Raw genomic sequence first — 16,299 nt, 5'->3', positions numbered from 1 at the left:
GACCGGCCGCCGCACGGCAGGTTGCTGTCGCGATGACACCGGCATCCGACCGGGCACCTGATCGTTCAGGCCGTCCGGTTTCGGCGCGTCCGGGTTCCACCCGGGCGTCCGGGTGCCACCCGAACGTCCGAGTTTCCAACGGTGGACGTCCGCCCGCACGGTCGCGGGCGTCCACCGGAGAAAGTCCGCAGAGAATCCGTAGAGAAGAGGATCCGTGGGCGACGCTCCCGATCTGACGAATCTTGTCGACCTTGCCGCGGCCCGGTTCGGCGGGTCGGTGGTGGCCGTCAACGACGAGTTCTTCGCACTCGCCGAACGGATGCTGCTGCCCGAGCCGCCGATCGCCCGGCCAGGGGTGTTCACCGAGCGGGGCGCGTGGACGGACGGCTGGGAGACCCGCCGCCGCCGTGACCTGTACGGCTCGGACTGGGCGATCATCCGGCTCGGCGCGCCCGGCGTGGTGCGCGCGGTGACCGTCGACACCTCCCACTTCACCGGGAACGCCCCGGAGTCGGTGGAGATCCACGGCGCCACCCTCGGTGGCTACCCGTCCGCGGCCGAGGTCGCCGAGGCATCGGTCAGCTGGGTGGCTCTGGTGCCCCGGACACCGGTCCAGGCCGACGCGGTCAACGTCCTGCCGGTCGTGCGGGCCGGCCACACCCGCGTCACGCACCTGCGGCTGACCATCCACCCGGACGGCGGGGTGGCGAGGCTGCGCGTGCACGGCACGGTGATCCCCGACCCGAGGCTGCTCGACCGCGTCACCTCCGACCTGGCCGCGGCCTATCTCGGCGGGGTGGTCATCGCGTGCAGCGACATGCACTACGGCGACCGGCACAACCTCAACGCCTCCGGCGAGGCCCGGGTGATGGGAGAGGGCTGGGAGACCCGCCGCCGCCGCGGCGTGGGCCACGAGTGGGCCGTGGTGCGGCTGGCCACCGCCGGCCAGGTGATCCGGGCGGAGGTCGACACCCGGCACTTCCACGGCAACGCACCCCGGTCGGTGGCCCTGTGGGCGGCGTCCGCCTCCGAACTGTTCGGCAACGACGAGGTCTCGTCGATCGAGAAGATCGCCCGCTGGTACCCGCTGCTGCCGCAGGTGCGGGTGCAGCCCAACACCCGGCACCTGTTCGACCTGGAAGTCCCGGTGGAGGCCACCCACGTGCGGCTGGAGGCGTTCCCCGACGGCGGGCTGGCCCGGCTGCGCCTCATCGGCACCCCGACCCAGACCGGACGCCAGCAGCTGGCGATGCGCTGGTTCAACGCGCTGTCCCCGGGGGCGGCCCACGCCGAGCTGCTGGGCTGCTGCGGCTCGGAGGACTGGGCCGCCGCGGTCGGCGACGGCCGGCCGTACCCGACGCTGGCCGCGCTGCTCGACGCGGCCAGTAAGCACTGGTGGCAGCTCACCGAGGCGGACTGGCTGGAGGCGTTCACCGCGCACCCCCGCATCGGGGAACGCGGCGCCCCGCTGCCCGCGCCGACCACGTCCACCCGGGCCACCCTGGCCGGGATGGACGCCCCGCGCCGGGAACAGGCCGCCCTGGACAACGCGAGCCTGGACCTCAAGGCGGCGCTGGTCGCAGGCAACCAGGAGTACGAGGACCGGTTCGGCTACATCTTCCTGGTGCGTGCCGCCGGCCGCAGCGCCGAGGAGATGCTGGGGCTGTTGCGGGAACGGCTGGGCAACGACCCGGCCACCGAGCTGCGGGTCGCGGCCGGCCAGCAGGCCGAGATCACCGAGCTGAGGCTGCGACGGCTGATCAGCGGCCCGTGACCGGCCGTCCGTGACCATCGGCTCGGACGCCGGCTGCCCGGACGCCGCGTCCGCCGCGGTGCACGCGGATGCCCGGCTGGCCGCACGTCCGAGCCGGGCGCGTGCCTGGGCCGGCCGCGCCACCCGCCGGTACCGCGTTCGGATGAGCGTGGTCGCTGACAGTGGGCCGGGCATGATGCGGGAGTGACTGTTTCCACACATGTGCTCGACACCGCCGCCGGGGAGCCGGCCGAAGGCATCCCGGTCCAGCTCGAACGAATAATCGTAGGCTTCGACGGCGACGTGCGCGGCTGGCGGCCAGTGACGTCCGCTGTGACCGACAGTGACGGGCGGGTTCGGGATCTGCCGGTTGAGGGGCCGGGGGCGTGGCGCCTGGTGTTCGACACCACGTCCCGTTCGACGTTCTTCCCGGAGGTCGTCATCACCTTCGTCGTGACCGACCCCGGGCAGCACCACCACGTCCCCCTGCTGCTGTCCCCCTACGGCTTCTCCGCCTACCGCGGCACCTGAGGCGTTCTATGTCAAAGTTGTTTGACTACTAAGAGTAGTTAATAAATTGAGCATAAACGAGCATTACGAGTTGAGCACCGCGTGTGCGGGCAGACCGCGGGGCGGACGATGTGATCGGATGTTCGTGATCGGATGCGCTCATCCAGATGGTCGGTGGGTTCCCGGTGGGGGCAGGGCGGCAGCGATGATCGTCCCGCGGGTCAGGTCGGTTGCGGCCAGGTCGGCGTCGTCGAGGAGGCCCACGTCCAGTGCCCGTCGGAGATGACCGGCCAACGCGCGGGCGGTCGCGGGCTCGTCGGCGACCGGGCCGGCCGGGCCGTCCGCGGGCGCGGTGCCGGTGCCGGTGCCGGTCCAGCGTGACAGCCGGGCCAGCGCGCCGGGCAGGCCGGTGAGCAGGCAGGACGCCACGGTCGCGTGCCGGGAGACCAGTTGCGCCGGGTGCAGGTCCCAGCCCTGGTAGAGCCCGCGCCGCCAGGCCCGGCGGATCAGCTCAGCGTGCCGCCGCCAGGCCGCGTGGACCGCGGCGCGGTCACCGACCGGCAGCAGGTTGCACGACCCGTCCGCCACCCGTACCCCGGTCCCGGCCGCCGCGAGCTGCATGAACGCGGTGGCGAACTCCACCGACGGATGGTCACTGGCCTGGTGCTCGGCGCTGATCCCCAGCGCCGCCGAGTAGTCGTAGGTGCCCACGTGCAGGCCGGTGAGGCGAGGCCGGCCCGCTGCCACGACCGCCGGCAGCGCCAGCACCGCCGCCGGGGTCTCGACCTGCACCTCCAGTGGTACGGGGGCGAGCCCGAGGCGCCCTTCCAGCTCCGCGAGGACGGCGCCGAACACGCTCACCTGCTGTGGCGCGCTCACCTTCGGCAGGGTGATCACCAGCCCGGGCGGCGCGGCGGCGCTGCCACCCGCGGCGAGCGCGGTCAGGAAAAGATCCAGGCTGCGCAGCCCACGGTCCCGTACGGCCGCGTCCAGCGACTTCGGCCGCAGCCCGTAGGACGCCGGGAGCCGGCCCGCGGCGGCGGCCGCGCGCAGCGCCTCGGCTGCGGCGACGGCGTGGGCGTCCTCCTCGGCGTCGGCGCGGATACCGTACCCGTCCTCGAGATCCACCCGGAGGTCGGCGACCGGCGAGCCGGCGAGCACCCGGCGGACATGGGCGTGGACCCGCCCGGCCAGGGCCGCCGGGACGCCGGTCGTCGTAGCCAGGTCGGATGGTTCGCCGGCGTGCGCGTCGAAGGCGGCCCGGGCGGCGGCGGCCCAGTCGTCGACGACGGTCGCGGTCACCTGGTCGGCCGGCACGTAGCAGGTGTGCACCGGCTGGGAGGTGCCCGGATCCCCGGGGAAGCGGGCGGCCAGTTCGGCGTCCAGCCCGGCGAGCGGCGCGGTCAGAGCAGCGATCACATCCTCCGGCAGCGTCGGCATGCCCCCAGTCTCACCCCGGCCAGCGCCGCTGCGGAGGGCCGACGGCGTACCTGGGCGGCGACGTTTCGACCAGTACGGTGAGGGAGTGGGCGCGGGCGAAGACGGGAATGGGAGCGGTCGCTTACCGTCCCGACGGGTGTGGTCCGCGCGCGCGTGGTGGTGCCGTCCGAGGAATGGGCGCCGGCCGGGGGATGTCGGTCTGGTCGGTCAGGACCCGGACGTCCGCTTCAGTCTCGCCAACGAACGGACGTTCCTCGCGTGGATCCGCACGTCGCTCGCCCTGCTCGCGGGCGGCGTGGCGGTGGTCCAGGTCGTGCCCGAGTTCAGCGTCTCCGGTGCCCGGCATGTTCTGGGCGTACCGCTGATCGTGCTCGGCACTACCGTTGCCGCGACCAGCTACCGACGATGGGTGATCGTCGAACGGGCGATGCGGGAGCGGCGGTCGTTGCCGGTTTCGGGACTGCCCAGGCTGCTCGCTGCCGGCGTGGCACTGGTGAGCGCGACTGCGCTGATCTTTGTGCTGGTCGCCAGCCGAGGGGCACGGTGAGCCCTGCCGACGGCAGCGCCGCCCCGGGCGGCCCCAGGGCCTGCGGCGATCGGCCGATGGTGCCGGACCGTGCCGCGGGGGAGACACAGCCGGAGCGGACCTACCTGGCCTGGCAGCGCACCGGGTTCGCGTTCGTCGGCCTGGGGGCGTTGCTCCTGCACGTCTCCTGCGGCCACGGGAATCGTCCGCTGGGATGGGCCGCTGGCGCGTGGGCGCTCGGCGCTGGAGCGGCGGCGTGGCTGATCGGATCGAGACGCCACCACCGGGGCATGGCCGATGCGGGCAGCCGCCGGGCGAGCCCGGCCGGAGCGCTCCGATGCGTGGCGCTGGCGGCTGTCGTGTCCGGTCTGGCTGCCCTCGCGCTCGTGCTGAGCTGAACCCCGGTCGCGGACGGGAGCCACCGACCTGGCGGGTGACGGCCTGCCGGTGGTCGTTGTCCTCCTCGCGTGACGCGTGGCTGTTGTTGGGTGATGCAGTGGACGCCGCCGTAGGCGAAAATGACCGACGGTGACGACGGACTCGGCTACAACACGGCTGTCGCCGTCGCGCCAGACGGCGCGCTGTTGGCGCGCACCCGCAAGCTGCACATTCCGGTTACGGCCGGCTACTACGAGGACCGTTACTTCCGTGGGGGACCCGCCGGGCCGGCGGCCTATCCGGTCCTCGGCCTGGGAACGGCCCGGTTCGGCTTCCCCACCTGCTGGGACCAGTGGTTTCCGGAGCTGGCCCGCGCCTATTCTCTCGCCGGTGCCGACGTCCTGGTGTATCCCACGGCCATCGGCTCCGAACCGAACCAGCCGGGATTCGACACGCGGCCGCTGTGGCAGCAGGTCATCGTCGGAAACGGCATCGCCAACGGCACCTTCATGGTGGCGGTCAACCGGATCGGCTCGGAAGGCACGCTGACCTTCTACGGCAGTTCGTTCATCTCGGATCCCTACGGCCGAGTTCTCGTGCAGGCTCCCCGCGACGAACCCGCCGNTCCCCGCGACGAACCCGCCGTGCTCGTCGCCGACCTCGACCTCGACCAGAGACGTGACTGGCTCGACCTGTTCCCGTTCCTCACCACGCGCCGCCCGGACGCCTACACACCACTGGCCGAGCCCGCCACCCCCCGATAGCACCTGTTCGGCTCCACCCCGGAGCGATGTTTTCGATCTTCCCGCTGAAGAGCAAGGCCCGGCGACGACGGCGAATGGCACGGCCGTCGACCGTCGGCCGCCGTGAATCGCTGGACGCGGGAGCTACCATCAGGCGGAGCACCGGTGAATACGGAACGTGTGCGTATGCGCTGGCAAAACTTGTACTGATAGCCCCGCAGAACATGTACTCATGGGCCCACAGACTGCGCAGTATCGCTATATGCCCACGTCAGGACGCCTGTCTGAACAAGATTCTTCCTGTATTCTCCAGTCCGACGGTTGACTACTATCTGTAGCTATTTGAGGTATCCGGTGGGGCCTGTGACATGCTGCTCGAGATCGCGGGCGTCAGTGTCTACCGGCATCCGCGGTCCGCCGAGATCCTCGACGAACATGACCGTGTTCTACCCCCAGGTTTTGTCCGCGTGCGCTCGGCCCGAGCCGGGCGGCCAAGGCGCTACTGGCCCTTGATCCGACGCACCCGCTGATTGCCAGTGTCGGTGATGTAGAGGGTGCCGGTGCTGTCGACTGCCACCCCGAACGGAGACCCGAACGGAGAGCCGAGTTGGGCTTGGGTGGCTGGTCCGCCGTCTCCGGAGAACCCGGCAACGCCGGTGCCGGCCACTGTCGTGATCAACAGGGAGTCGGATCCGGTTCGCGGCGAGGAGTCGGATCCGGTCCGCAGAACAGCGGTCGTGACGGCGGTGGCAAGCAGCACCATCAGGACGACACCGAGGGCCAGCGGCCGGCGCCTGCGGGGTGGCTGCGGGGTAGCCGTGGGGCGTGGCCCCGCTGGCCCGGTCAGCGCTTCCAGCGGCCCGGCGGGGCCGGTTCCTATCGTGAGCGAGGCCACCAGGGATGGGAGGCGCCGGCGGGCGAGGCAGCGGAACCGCCGGTCGCGGGCTCTTTGTCTCCGCACCGGACAGCACCCGGGCGGTCGGCCGGGATTGGTCGATCGGCGGCGGAAGTGGCTGGTCCGGGAGGCGGGTCGCCGCGTCGCGGATCGCGTCATCGACCCGCAGGATCAGGTTGCTGCGTTTGAGCCAGCCGGGTTTGAATGCCTTTGCGGCGGCCTCGGCGAGGTCGACGGCGAACTCGTGCGCCGACTGATGTCGCGCCTGGATGTCGTCTTCCAGCGCCCGCATGACGACATCCGCCAACGCCTTGTGCACGCCCGTGAGCGGCCCGACCCGCGGGCGTTCGGGCAGCCGGCCGGCGAACAGCCAGTACAGGACCAGCCCGAGGGAATACAGATCCGTACCCGGGCCGAGCGCGGCGAAGTTGCGCTGTTCCGGCGCCATCCAGAACGGCGTCCCGGTCCTACCGAAAGCGGCGGTGTGTTCCAGCAGCTTCGCGATCCCGAAATCGACAATCTTGAGGGTGCCGTCGTCCGCGAGCAGCAGGTTCGCCGGTTTGATGTCACGGTGCAGCATGTGCTTGCCGTGCACATACGCCAACGCGTCCGCGGCCGCCAGCCCGATCCCGCACACCGTCTCCGGCGGAAGAGGACCGTGGACCTTGTCCAGGGCCTTGCCGGAAACAAACTCCATGAACAGCAGGAAGAGGCCGTCGACGTCAAAGGCGTCGAAAATGTTGACCAGGTGCGGATGGTTGAGCTGTGCCAGGACCTTCGCTTCATCGCCGGCGCGCCGATGCCCGTCCGGGCCCTCCAGCGTCACCGCCTTGACCGCGACGAAGCGGTCCAGTCGGCGGTCCAGCACTTTGAACACGTCACCGAACCCGCCACCGCCAAGCCTGTCGTGCAGTTCGTAACGGTCGGGTAACACCCGCTGCACCCGCTGCACGCGGTCACGGTCCACCGGCACGGCCCGCTGCTCCCCTCGCGGCCACGGGAATCCCCGAGGGCGCAGGCCGCCGTCATCCCCCGAATGCGGTAACTGTAGCCAACCGGCCTCTACCCGTGGATTCCAGGACAGCCACCTCGACTCGGCCGTCCAGCCACACGCACGTCCGTGGAAGTGCTCGCTGGATCTCCTGCCGCCTTCTCGGTCGCTCTGCCCGAGCGTCTCGCCGGATGCCGCCGCCCCCCGCCACGTCATGGCCGACACCGAAGCTCGTCATGCTAGCTAACGTGACGTTCGGTGAGGGGTGCCGAGCTTGCGGAGATCGTCGACAGCCTTCGCGCCATCGGTGCGGACATCGCGGATGTAGAGGTGAAGAAGGCACAGGGCGGGCTGCTGAAGTCGCTGCGTGCGACTCCTCTCGGCGCCCAGGCGGCAAGCGGCGCGGTCAGAGCGGCGGTCACATCCTCCGACAGTGTCGGCATGCCTCCAGTTTTCACCCCGGCCCGCTCCCCGCCCACTGCGGGAGCTGCTGTCGAGTGGGGCGCCAGCGGGTGCGGGACGTGTGCGGATGTGCTGGCAGAACTTGTACTGGAAGCCCCGCGGAATATGTACTGATGTGCCCGCAATTTATGTACTGATGGGCCCGCAGACTGTGTAGTGTCGCTGTATGCCAACGTCAAGGTATGTCCCACGGATCGCCGACGGGCGCCTGGCAGGCCTTCTCGCCGAGCTGCCCGCTGTCATGGTCACCGGCCCGCGCGCGGCAGGGAAGACGACGTCCGCCCGGCGAGTCGCCGGAGACATCCTGCGGCTGGACGACCCCGCGGTCGCCGCGGCGGTCGCCGCGGATCCGGACGTGGCGCTGCGCCGCGCCCATGAGCCTGTCCTCCTTGACGAGTGGCAGGAGGTGCCGGCGGTCCTGGGCGCGGTCAAGCGGGCGGTCGATGACGACCCTCGTCCCGGCCGGTTCCTTCTCACAGGTAGCGTCGAAGCCGACTTCACCACGCGCCAGTGGCCCGGGACGGGCCGTGTCGTCCGGCTGGTGCTGCACGGGCTCACCGAACGGGAGATCACCCGCTCCATCGATCAGCCGGGCCTGCTCGATCTGCTGCTGAGCCCGGACATCTCGCGCCTGAGCATCGCCGGCACACCCCCGAGCCTGGACGACTACGTCGACCTCGCGCTGAGGAGTGGCTTCCCCGAAGCCGCGCTGAACCTGAGCGCACCCGCGCGGCTCGCCTGGCTGGACGCCTACGTCGATCATGTCGTCACCCGGGACGTACTCGCGGCGGGGGAACAGCGTGATCCCGTCCGGCTACGTCGTTACCTCGAAGTTCTCGGACTCTCGACAGCAGGGCTCCCCAGCGAGGGCACGCTTTACCAGGCCGCCGACATCAACCAGCGGACCGCGGACGCCTATGACCGGATTCTGACCGCCCTCTACCTGATCGATCTCGTTCCGGCGTGGTCGACGAACCGTCTGAACAGACTGACCAAACGGGCAAAGCGGTACCTGACCGATCCCGCGTTCGCGCTCGCCGCCGCCCGGGTGGACGAGCGGAGTGTTCTGCGTGACGGAGATCTGCTCGGCAGGATGCTCGACACCTTCGTCGTCGCTCAGCTGCGACCGGAGGTGGCCCTTCTCCACCCACGTGCCCGGCTGCACCACCTCCGCTCCCGTGACGGTCAGGAGGTCGATGTCGTCATAGACCTCGGAGGAGGCCAGGTGATCGCGATTGAGATCAAGGCATCCTCGGCGCCGACGGTTCGGGACGCCCGCCACCTCGTGTGGTTCCGTGACCATCTCGGCCAGGGCTTCCGCGCGGGAGTCGTGTTCCACACCGGTCCGATGCCTTTCGAACTCGGCGACCGGATCTGGGCGCTGCCCATCTGTGCCCTGTGGGCGGCCCAAGCGGAATAGCCGGCCCGGCGCCGGCGTGCTCGTGGCCGTGCCCGTGGCCGTGGCCGTGGCCGCGATGTGTTCCGGAAGTCGGATCGTGAACTGATCGGCCGCTCCCGGCGATGCCGCTGAACGTATGGTGGTGAGCGTTCACCTGCCAGGCGGACCTGGGTTTCAATGTCATGGCTCCGCTCATCGGCATCCTTTCTCGGCCGGGAATCCGTGCGGTCGTCCGGGATTTTTGGCGGACGTGTGCCGAGGATGAGTCGAGATGACATGCCCGTCAGGCATCCGGGTGGACCGCTCCGGGGTTCGCTCGGTATGTGGTCAGTTGTACGCTCTGGACCGATGGGCCCAAACCCTGCCCACGCCCTGCCATCACGGATTTTGCTGCCACGGATCCTGGTATCGCAGATCTTGGTATCGCGGGTGCGGCCGGGTTGACCGGTTCGTTCTCCGCGCTTCGTCGGATGGATATGCGCATGTGCCCTGGTGAGATGGTGTCGGCGATCGGCACGGCCGTTCCATGGCGCGTTTCACGCCTGTCCGGCAGCAAACGGCGGGCTGTCCGATGAGCGAGCGAGTGGCCATCTCCCGAAGCCGGGAGGAACCGGTCCGGCGGCTGCTGACGGAGTGCCTGGACCGCTCCGGCGAGGCGCGGAACCGTGACCTGCCGATTGTCCTGCTGCTCGGGCCCCCGGGCATTGGCCGCAGCGCCGTGCTCGACGAGATCGAACGATGGTGCGCGGCTGTGCCGCACGTCCGGCTGAATCTGGGCGGGACGGGACGGCGGCCGGCGCCGGGGCGCGATGTTTCCCCGGCCCGCGAGATTCTGGTCCGGACCGCTTTCGGCCTTGCCGGGAAGGTGCCCGGTTATCGGCGTATCACTTTCGACCGGCTCTACACCTGCCTGCTTGTCCTCGGCAGCGAGCTGGAGCTGAACGATCGTATCCAGACCCTGCACCAGATCACCAGGCTGCTGCGCGACCGGACCTGGGCGGAGCGCAACCGCGACGACATCATCAGGATCGTCAGCCCGGTGCTCGCCTCGTCGGAACTGCCGGATGTGGCGTCCGCCGCGGTGACCGTCCTCGCCTCCATGCAGTGGCGGGCCCGGCTGGGCGGCCGGCGGACCTGGCCCTTTCAACGGGCGGAGCGCTCGCGGCGGACCGCCGAGCCGATCAGCCCGGACGCCCTGGCCGACCTGGTCGCGCTCCGGGACGCCGACGACGAATCGCGCCAGGAGGTGGAACGGCTGCTGGTGAAAATGTTTCTCGCCGATCTGTACGACGCTTTCACCGCCGGCNCCGCCGGCCGGCGGGCCGGCAGCGACCTGTTCAACTGCGTTCTGCTGCTGGACAACGTCCACCATTCCCCCGGCGGCCGGGAGTTCCTTCACCTGCTCGTGGAAGAACGCCATCAACGGGCTTCGGATGGCGCCGGCACCTGCGACCCGCTGGTCGTGATCGTGACCAGCCGGGGGTGGAACCCGGTCCGCGACGGCACCTCGGGGAGCCGGATACGCCCGCTCGACGCGGCGGGTTACGCGAACTGGGCCCGTGGCCGGCGCGCGGACGCGCACGAAGCGGGTTCATGGTGGTATCCGGTGGAGTTACCCGACCTCACGGCGAACGACGTCAGCCTGCTGGTCAGACGCGCCGACCTGCCCGACCGGTGGCGCCGGCTGGCAACGGACCTGCACCGCGTCACCGACGGTCATCCGGGAACGGTCAGCCATGTGCTGCGAGGGTTACGGATCGTCGCCCGCCGTCGTCCACCGGAACCGGCGGAGGAGAACAGCCGCTGCCTGCTGGAGATCGAAAGCGGGGAGCGCAGGCCCGGCGCCGCGCGCCGCACGCTCGGCGGGGATGCTCTGGACCACTGGCTCGCCCCTTTCACGGAGCTTCAGCGGAAGATGCTGGTCACCTGTGCCGCGCCACAGGGTATCGAGCCCAGTTCGATACATGCGGCGCTGGGCCGGACATCCGATATCCAGCATCGGCAGGCTCTGTTACAGAATCTTCAGGAGAACATGTGCACGCGGGAGACCGCCGGCAGGCCGGTGCTCCGCCCGGTGCTGCGGCGCCTGTTGTTGCAGGACCTGCGCGCCCGTCCCGATGACGACCGGGACAGTTGGCGGAATGTCCACCATCGGATGCGGGACCATTACCGGCAGCCCCGACCGGGCGGCGGCCCGGGACATGTGACGGCGACGCTTTACCACGGACTTGCCACTAACGAGCTGACCCCGGTTGTGGAGCATGTACGGGCCGGCCTGGCGGCGATATCGCCCGAAGGGCGGTGGGACGGCCACCGATGGTGGAGAGAGCTGGCCGGGATCACCCGGGCGCCGATGTCGCCGACGGCCGTGGCCGCTCTGGCCACGTCCGATCCCATGGAGGAACTGGGGCCGTGGTGGCGCGGGGGACCGGACGTCCATGTCGCTCGTCTCGTACTGGCCCGTTGGCTGGCCACCGAGCCGTCCGCCCACGAGTCCGTACTTCACGAAGCCCAGATTCCGGGCGCTCTCAACGCGCTGGCCGCGGTTCCGGAATACGAGCATGCCTACAATTTCCTGCTGAACCTGGCGTGGCGGTATCAGCGCGGTGAACGACCGGCCGACCGCACTGACCTGGAGGTGTGATCCGCGACCATGCCCGACAACAGCCAACCCCGTTGGAGGAGGCCCTTCCAGGGCCACGAGCCGGAGCCCGGTGTCATCACTCCGTCCGTGCTCAGGACGCGCAGGCGCCGCAGGATCACCCTGCTGGGGAGCGTTCTGGTGGTTTTGCTCGGGGTACTCGCCTTCGTTTTCGTACCGCCGGTGCTGTCGGACGACTGTGCCGAGGGCGTGGTACGCAGCGACGGCGAGTGCGTCGGAGTCACCGACGGCAGTCACATCTTCGCGCCGGATCTTGCCGATGTCGAAAAACTGATCGAGACCGAGAATGACGATGTCACGAAGCGGGGCAGCCGGCAGAGCGTGTCCATCGCCTACGTCTTCCCGCTGCGGACCGGTGAGACGAATATTTCCGTCACGCAGCCGATCCGACGTGACCTGGAAGGGGCGTTCATCGCCCAGTACAGCGCCAACCACGACACCGCGAGCGAACGGCCGCTGATCCGGTTGCTGCTGGCCAACACAGGTGCCGACGGTCACAAGTGGCAACCGGTTGTCGATGCTCTCAGCAAACGAGTCGCGGGAAAGGATCATCTGGTGGCGACAGTCGGCTTCGGGCCGAGCTTGGACACCACTCGAGACGCGATCCGCTGGCTTGAAGGGAAAGGCATTCCGCGGATCAGCGCCACCATGACAGCGGACGATCTCACGGAGATCCCGACGCTGCGGCGGATCGCACCCCTCAACCATGCCGAGGTGACGGCGGTCATCGGTCATGCGCGGAAGGCGAGTGGCCGGGCTCTGCTGGTACAGGACATGAAGGCCATCGACCCCTACCCCCGGACGCTCGGCGACACCTTCAGAGACAGGTATCCGGACTCGGCCAACCATCTTGTCGGCCAGGTCGAGCAATACAATTCGGACCTGGGCGCGGTGGCCACAACATTCACTCAGATGCTACCGAACATCTGCAGCGGACATCCTGGTGTCATCTATTTCGCGGGCCGCTCGGATCAGCTCAAGGACTTCCTCAAGGTACTGGCCAGGCGTAACTGCGGGAGTGATCACATCACGGTACTGACCGGCGACGACGCCACTGGCCTTGATGGTGAAAGTTCGCTCGACCAGGCGCTGGCCGCGAACATCAGTGTCATGTTCACCGCGCTTGCACATCCCGGCGCTTGGGCACTTCCGGATACCGGCTCCTTTTTTAACCGGACCACGGTGGCCCGTTTTCGGGATCCCGCTGGGATCTTCCGTCGGAATTTCCCCAACGAGTCGCTGGACGACGGTGAGATAATAATGTCGCATGACGCCGTCCTGGTGGCTGTCACCGCGATCAGGAATGCGGCCAGCCCTGAACGTCCGCAGGTCACCTCGAAGGAGGTCGAGCAGGCCCTGAACCGTCTGCACGGCGAGCAGAAGGTTGCCGGGGCCAGCGGCTACCTCTCCTTCGACAACACCGGAAGCCCGACCGGAAAGCCGATACCGTTGGTCGAGCTCACCCCGGGCGGGGTGCTGGCCTTCCGGGGGCTGCTGCCGCCGGCGGCCTGACGGCACGCCGTGAACCTGGACCGCCCGAACGGCCAGGGGCGCAACCACCCGTTCGGCACAGCCACCCGTTCGACAGCGGAATCACCTGCCGGCGGGACGGCGTCAGGTGCCATTGCGGGTGTCCATAGTGCCGGTGTGTCCGACCACCGTCCCGGCCCGGTCGATGGCGATTACTTCGACCTGTGCGGATGCCCCGCGCAGCACGTCGAGCGCGGTGCGGCGGGCGTCCGCCGCGATGAGGTCACCGAGTGGGACGCCGGCGGCCAGGCAGACCCGCAGCGCGCCCAGCGCGGTGCTCGCCGCCTCGACGCGCCCGGCGAGTTCCGCGTCGCCGCCGGCGGCGCGGGCCAGCGCCGCGAGGGCGGCCAGGTCGACCTGGGAGCGTCCGGAGTGCAGGTCGAGATGGCCGGCGGCGAGCTTGGCGAGCTTGCCGACACCGCCGACGATGGTCAGATGCGGGATCGGGTGGCGGCGCAGGTACTTCAGCACGGCGCCGGCGAAGTCGCCCATGTCGAGCAGCGCGTCGTCGGGCAGGCCGTGCAGCCGGCGGGCCACCTCCTCGGAGGTGCTGCCGGTGCAGGCCGCGACATGCCGGTGGCCGGCGGCGCGGGCCACGTCGATGCCGCGCCGGATGCTGTCGATCCACGCCGAGCAGGAGTAGGGCACGACGATGCCGGTGGTGCCGAGGATCGACAGGCCGCCGATGATGCCCAGCCGCGGGTTCCAGGTGTGCCGCGCGATCTCGGCCCCGTTGTCGACCCCGATCGTGATCTCCACGTCGACGGCCGCGTTCACGGCGCCGTCCGCGTCACCGCCGACGGTGCCGGTGTGGCCTGCGGCGTCGATGCGGGTGGTGTGGCCGGCGGCACCGGTGTGGGCGGTATGGCCGGTGTGGGCGGCGGCGACCGCTGCCATCGCGGCGCGCATCATCCGTCGCGGCACCGGGTTGATGGCCGGCTCGCCGACGGCCAGCGGCAGGCCGGGCCGGGTGACCGTGCCGACTCCCGGGCCGGCGCGGAACACCACCCCGGCCCGGGGCGCGGCCAGCCGGACACGGGCGTGCACGAGTGCGCCGTGGGTGACGTCCGGGTCGTCACCGGCGTCCTTGACGACGGCGGCGGTGGCGGCGCCGGGGGTCAGCTCCTCCCGGGCCAGGGCGAAGGCCGGGCGCTGACCACCCGGCAGGGTGATCGTCACCGGGTCGGGGAACTCGCCGGTGAGCAGCGCGGTGTAGGCGGCGGTGGCCGCGGCCGTGGCGCAGGCGCCGGTCGTCCAGCCGTAGCGCAGCTCGCCGGCCTGGCGGCTCCCACGGCGCCCGGCGGGCTCCGTCCCGCTCATAGCCGTCCCGCTCGTAGCCGTTCCGCCAGGCCTGGCCGTCTTACCAGGTCAGGACGGGCGGGACGGCGATGAGCTGGCGGGTGCTGGTGCTCGGCGGCACCGCGGAGGGCCGGCGGCTCACGGAGAAGCTGGCCGCACTGCCCGGCGTGGAGGTGGTCTACTCGATCGCGGGCCGGGTGGCCGCGCCCGCCCTGCCCACGGCGGCGCGGATCCGGGTGGGCGGGTTCGGCGGCGTGGACGGCCTCACGTCCTACCTGCGGGATGCCGGGATCGCCGCGGTGATCGACGTGACCCATCCCTACGCCGCGCTGATGACCGCCGCTGCGGTTACGGGGAGTAACGCGGCCGCGGTGCCGCTGCTGGTCGTGCGCCGGCCGGGCTGGCCGGAGACGGACGGTGACGACTGGCATCGGGTGCCGTCGCTGGCCGCCGCCGCGGCCGCCCTGGGCGGCTTCGGGGAGCGGGTGTTCCTGACCACGGGCCGGTCCGGGATCGCCGCGTTCGCCGGCTCGGATCGGCACTGGTTCCTCCTGCGTTCGATCGAGGCGCCGTCACCCCCGATGCCGGTGCGGCTGGACGTCCTGCTCGAACGTGGCCCGTTCACGGTAGAGGGGGAGACGGCGCTGATGCGCGGCCATCGGATCGACGTCGTCGTCACCAAGAACAGCGGCGGCCCGCTGGCCGCGGCGAAACTGGTCGCCGCCCGTCACCTGGGCCTGCCCGTGCTGATGGTGGACCGCCCGCCGCTGCCACCCGGCGCGCCGGCCGTGGCCACCGTCGAGGACGCCGTCGCCTGGCTCATCCGACTGCTCGGGGCGACCGACAGGTCATGCACAGGGTGACGACACCGGATGACGACACCGGACGAAGACGCGGGGTGACGACCGTCCGCCGGTTGTCGCCGAGGATCCTCGACCTGGCCGTCCAGTCGGACGGGTTGGCCCGGCCAGCCGGTGTCGGGGCGTCGGACCGGCCGGCTTGGCGCTCGTCCGGTAGGGCGTTCGGCTGGCGTGGTCATTCGTCCTCGCTCGCGATCGCGTTGACGGCGGCCGCGGCCATGGCGCTGCCGCCGCGGCGGCCGTGCACGACGAGGTGCTCCAGCCGGCTGGGATGCTCCGCCAGGGCCCGCTTCGACTCGGCGGCCCCGATGAAGCCGACCGGGACGCCGATCACCGCCGCGGGCCGGCCGGCGCCGGACTCGACGAGCTCGAGGAGCCGGAACAGCGCTGTCGGGGCGTTGCCCACGGCGACCACCGCGCCGTCGAGGCGGTCCCGCCAGAGGTCCACCGCGGCGGCGGTGCGGGTCGTGGCGAGCTGGTGGGCGAGGCCCGGCACCCGGGAGTCGGACAGCGTGCAGATCACCGGGTTGTCCGCGGGCAGCCGGGCGCGGGTGACGCCCGCGGCGACCATCCGGGTGTCGCACAGGACAGGTGCTCCCGCGAGCAACGCGGCTCTGGCCGCGTCCACCACGCCGGGTGAGTAGGCCAGGTCGGCCACCAGATCGACCATTCCGCAGGAATGGATCATCCGGACGGCGGTGCGGGCGACGCCGTCCGGCAGGCCGGTGAGGTCCGCCTCGGCGCGGATCGTGGCGAACGAGCGGCGGTAGATCTCGGCGCCGTCGCGGACGTAGTCGTTCACCAGGAGCTCCGCACGGTCGTGGGCCACCCGGCGGGCCAGCGGCGGCCCG

General features: G+C 70.6%; 14 protein-coding genes and 1 pseudogene. 10 read left to right on the top strand and 5 right to left on the bottom strand.

Annotated features, from left to right (window positions below; all coding sequences use genetic code 11):
* Positions 1-214 precede the first annotated feature (214 nt).
* The 3 genes from FrCorBMG51_RS13530 to uraH are packed head-to-tail and all read left to right on the top strand — an operon-like array spanning position 215 to position 2,284.
* Positions 215-1,774: an allantoicase gene (locus FrCorBMG51_RS13530; protein ID WP_047223422.1), complete on the top strand. Its 1,560-nt coding sequence runs from the start codon at positions 215-217 to the stop codon at positions 1,772-1,774.
* Positions 1,775-1,784: 10 nt separating this feature from the next.
* Complete coding sequence (locus FrCorBMG51_RS28245) at positions 1,785-1,961, top strand: hypothetical protein (protein WP_157180495.1); 177 nt, start codon at positions 1,785-1,787, stop codon at positions 1,959-1,961.
* The gene (uraH, locus tag FrCorBMG51_RS13525; RefSeq protein ID WP_047223421.1) at positions 1,958-2,284 is read left to right on the top strand and encodes a hydroxyisourate hydrolase; all 327 of its coding nucleotides are present in this window, start codon (positions 1,958-1,960) and stop codon (positions 2,282-2,284) included. Before FrCorBMG51_RS28245 ends, uraH begins: the two co-directional genes overlap by 4 nt.
* 138 nt (positions 2,285-2,422) lie before the next feature.
* On the opposite strand, the gene FrCorBMG51_RS13520 is transcribed toward uraH, so the two are convergent.
* Positions 2,423-3,703, bottom strand: a complete 1,281-nt coding sequence (locus FrCorBMG51_RS13520; protein WP_047223420.1) for a DUF6986 family protein — start codon at positions 3,701-3,703, stop codon at positions 2,423-2,425.
* 136 nt (positions 3,704-3,839) lie between these two features.
* Between FrCorBMG51_RS13520 and FrCorBMG51_RS13515 the strand changes: the two genes are divergently transcribed.
* The 3 genes from FrCorBMG51_RS13515 (at position 3,840) to FrCorBMG51_RS13505 (ending at position 5,371) form a co-directional block, all read left to right on the top strand.
* Positions 3,840-4,250 carry a YidH family protein gene (locus FrCorBMG51_RS13515; RefSeq protein WP_047223419.1) on the top strand — a complete coding sequence of 137 codons (411 nt, stop codon included), beginning with the start codon at positions 3,840-3,842 and terminating at the stop codon, positions 4,248-4,250.
* A complete protein-coding gene (locus tag FrCorBMG51_RS13510; protein ID WP_047223418.1) occupies positions 4,247-4,627 on the top strand; it encodes a DUF202 domain-containing protein in 381 nt (126 codons plus the stop codon). Before FrCorBMG51_RS13515 ends, FrCorBMG51_RS13510 begins: the two co-directional genes overlap by 4 nt.
* Positions 4,628-4,747: 120 nt before the next feature.
* A complete protein-coding gene (locus FrCorBMG51_RS13505) occupies positions 4,748-5,371 on the top strand; it encodes a nitrilase-related carbon-nitrogen hydrolase (RefSeq protein WP_235433558.1) in 624 nt (207 codons plus the stop codon).
* A 478-nt stretch (positions 5,372-5,849) separates the two neighbouring features.
* Here FrCorBMG51_RS13505 and FrCorBMG51_RS28995 read toward each other — a convergent pair whose 3' ends face one another.
* Positions 5,850-6,311 carry a hypothetical protein gene (locus FrCorBMG51_RS28995; protein ID WP_235433557.1) on the bottom strand — a complete coding sequence of 154 codons (462 nt, stop codon included), beginning with the start codon at positions 6,309-6,311 and terminating at the stop codon, positions 5,850-5,852.
* A gap of 337 nt (positions 6,312-6,648) precedes the next feature.
* Positions 6,649-7,452 (bottom strand): annotated as a pseudogene (locus tag FrCorBMG51_RS33855) (serine/threonine-protein kinase); the annotation flags it as partial.
* Between the two features lie 42 nt (positions 7,453-7,494).
* On the opposite strand from FrCorBMG51_RS33855, the gene FrCorBMG51_RS26835 reads away from it, so the two are divergent.
* The 3 genes from FrCorBMG51_RS26835 (at position 7,495) to FrCorBMG51_RS13485 (ending at position 13,271) form a co-directional block, all read left to right on the top strand.
* Positions 7,495-7,812 carry a hypothetical protein gene (locus tag FrCorBMG51_RS26835; RefSeq protein WP_086055444.1) on the top strand — a complete coding sequence of 106 codons (318 nt, stop codon included), beginning with the start codon at positions 7,495-7,497 and terminating at the stop codon, positions 7,810-7,812.
* Positions 7,813-7,864: 52 nt separating this feature from the next.
* On the top strand, positions 7,865-9,118 hold the full coding sequence (locus tag FrCorBMG51_RS13495; RefSeq protein ID WP_047223417.1) for an ATP-binding protein: 1,254 nt from the start codon (positions 7,865-7,867) through the stop codon (positions 9,116-9,118).
* Positions 9,119-11,879: 2,761 nt separating this feature from the next.
* Positions 11,880-13,271, top strand: a complete 1,392-nt coding sequence (locus FrCorBMG51_RS13485) for a type 1 periplasmic-binding domain-containing protein (RefSeq protein ID WP_157180493.1) — start codon at positions 11,880-11,882, stop codon at positions 13,269-13,271.
* Between the two features lie 102 nt (positions 13,272-13,373).
* Here FrCorBMG51_RS13485 and FrCorBMG51_RS13480 read toward each other — a convergent pair whose 3' ends face one another.
* Positions 13,374-14,609 carry a cobalt-precorrin-5B (C(1))-methyltransferase gene (locus FrCorBMG51_RS13480; RefSeq protein ID WP_047223415.1) on the bottom strand — a complete coding sequence of 412 codons (1,236 nt, stop codon included), beginning with the start codon at positions 14,607-14,609 and terminating at the stop codon, positions 13,374-13,376.
* Between the two features lie 68 nt (positions 14,610-14,677).
* Between FrCorBMG51_RS13480 and FrCorBMG51_RS13475 the strand changes: the two genes are divergently transcribed.
* The gene (locus FrCorBMG51_RS13475; RefSeq protein WP_047223414.1) at positions 14,678-15,451 is read left to right on the top strand and encodes a cobalt-precorrin-6A reductase; all 774 of its coding nucleotides are present in this window, start codon (positions 14,678-14,680) and stop codon (positions 15,449-15,451) included.
* Between the two features lie 172 nt (positions 15,452-15,623).
* On the opposite strand, the gene FrCorBMG51_RS13470 is transcribed toward FrCorBMG51_RS13475, so the two are convergent.
* Positions 15,624-16,250 carry a precorrin-8X methylmutase gene (locus tag FrCorBMG51_RS13470; RefSeq protein WP_162233213.1) on the bottom strand — a complete coding sequence of 209 codons (627 nt, stop codon included), beginning with the start codon at positions 16,248-16,250 and terminating at the stop codon, positions 15,624-15,626.
* Positions 16,251-16,299 lie beyond the last annotated feature (49 nt).

The organism is Protofrankia coriariae (assembly GCF_001017755.1).
GTDB classification, from domain to species: domain Bacteria; phylum Actinomycetota; class Actinomycetes; order Frankiales; family Frankiaceae; genus Protofrankia; species Protofrankia coriariae.
This window is presented reverse-complemented; position numbering and strand designations above follow the sequence as displayed.

Excerpts from the sequence above, each read along its gene's own strand:
- FrCorBMG51_RS13475 (WP_047223414.1), top strand. The coding sequence starts at position 14,678 with ATGAGCTGGCGGGTGCTGGTGCTCGGCGGCACCGCGGAGGGCCGGCGG.
- FrCorBMG51_RS13495 (WP_047223417.1), top strand. The coding sequence starts at position 7,865 with ATGCCAACGTCAAGGTATGTCCCACGGATCGCCGACGGGCGCCTGGCA.
- FrCorBMG51_RS13520 (WP_047223420.1), bottom strand. The coding sequence starts at position 3,703 with ATGCCGACGCTGCCGGAGGATGTGATCGCTGCTCTGACCGCGCCGCTC.
- FrCorBMG51_RS13480 (WP_047223415.1), bottom strand. The coding sequence starts at position 14,609 with ATGAGCGGGACGGAGCCCGCCGGGCGCCGTGGGAGCCGCCAGGCCGGC.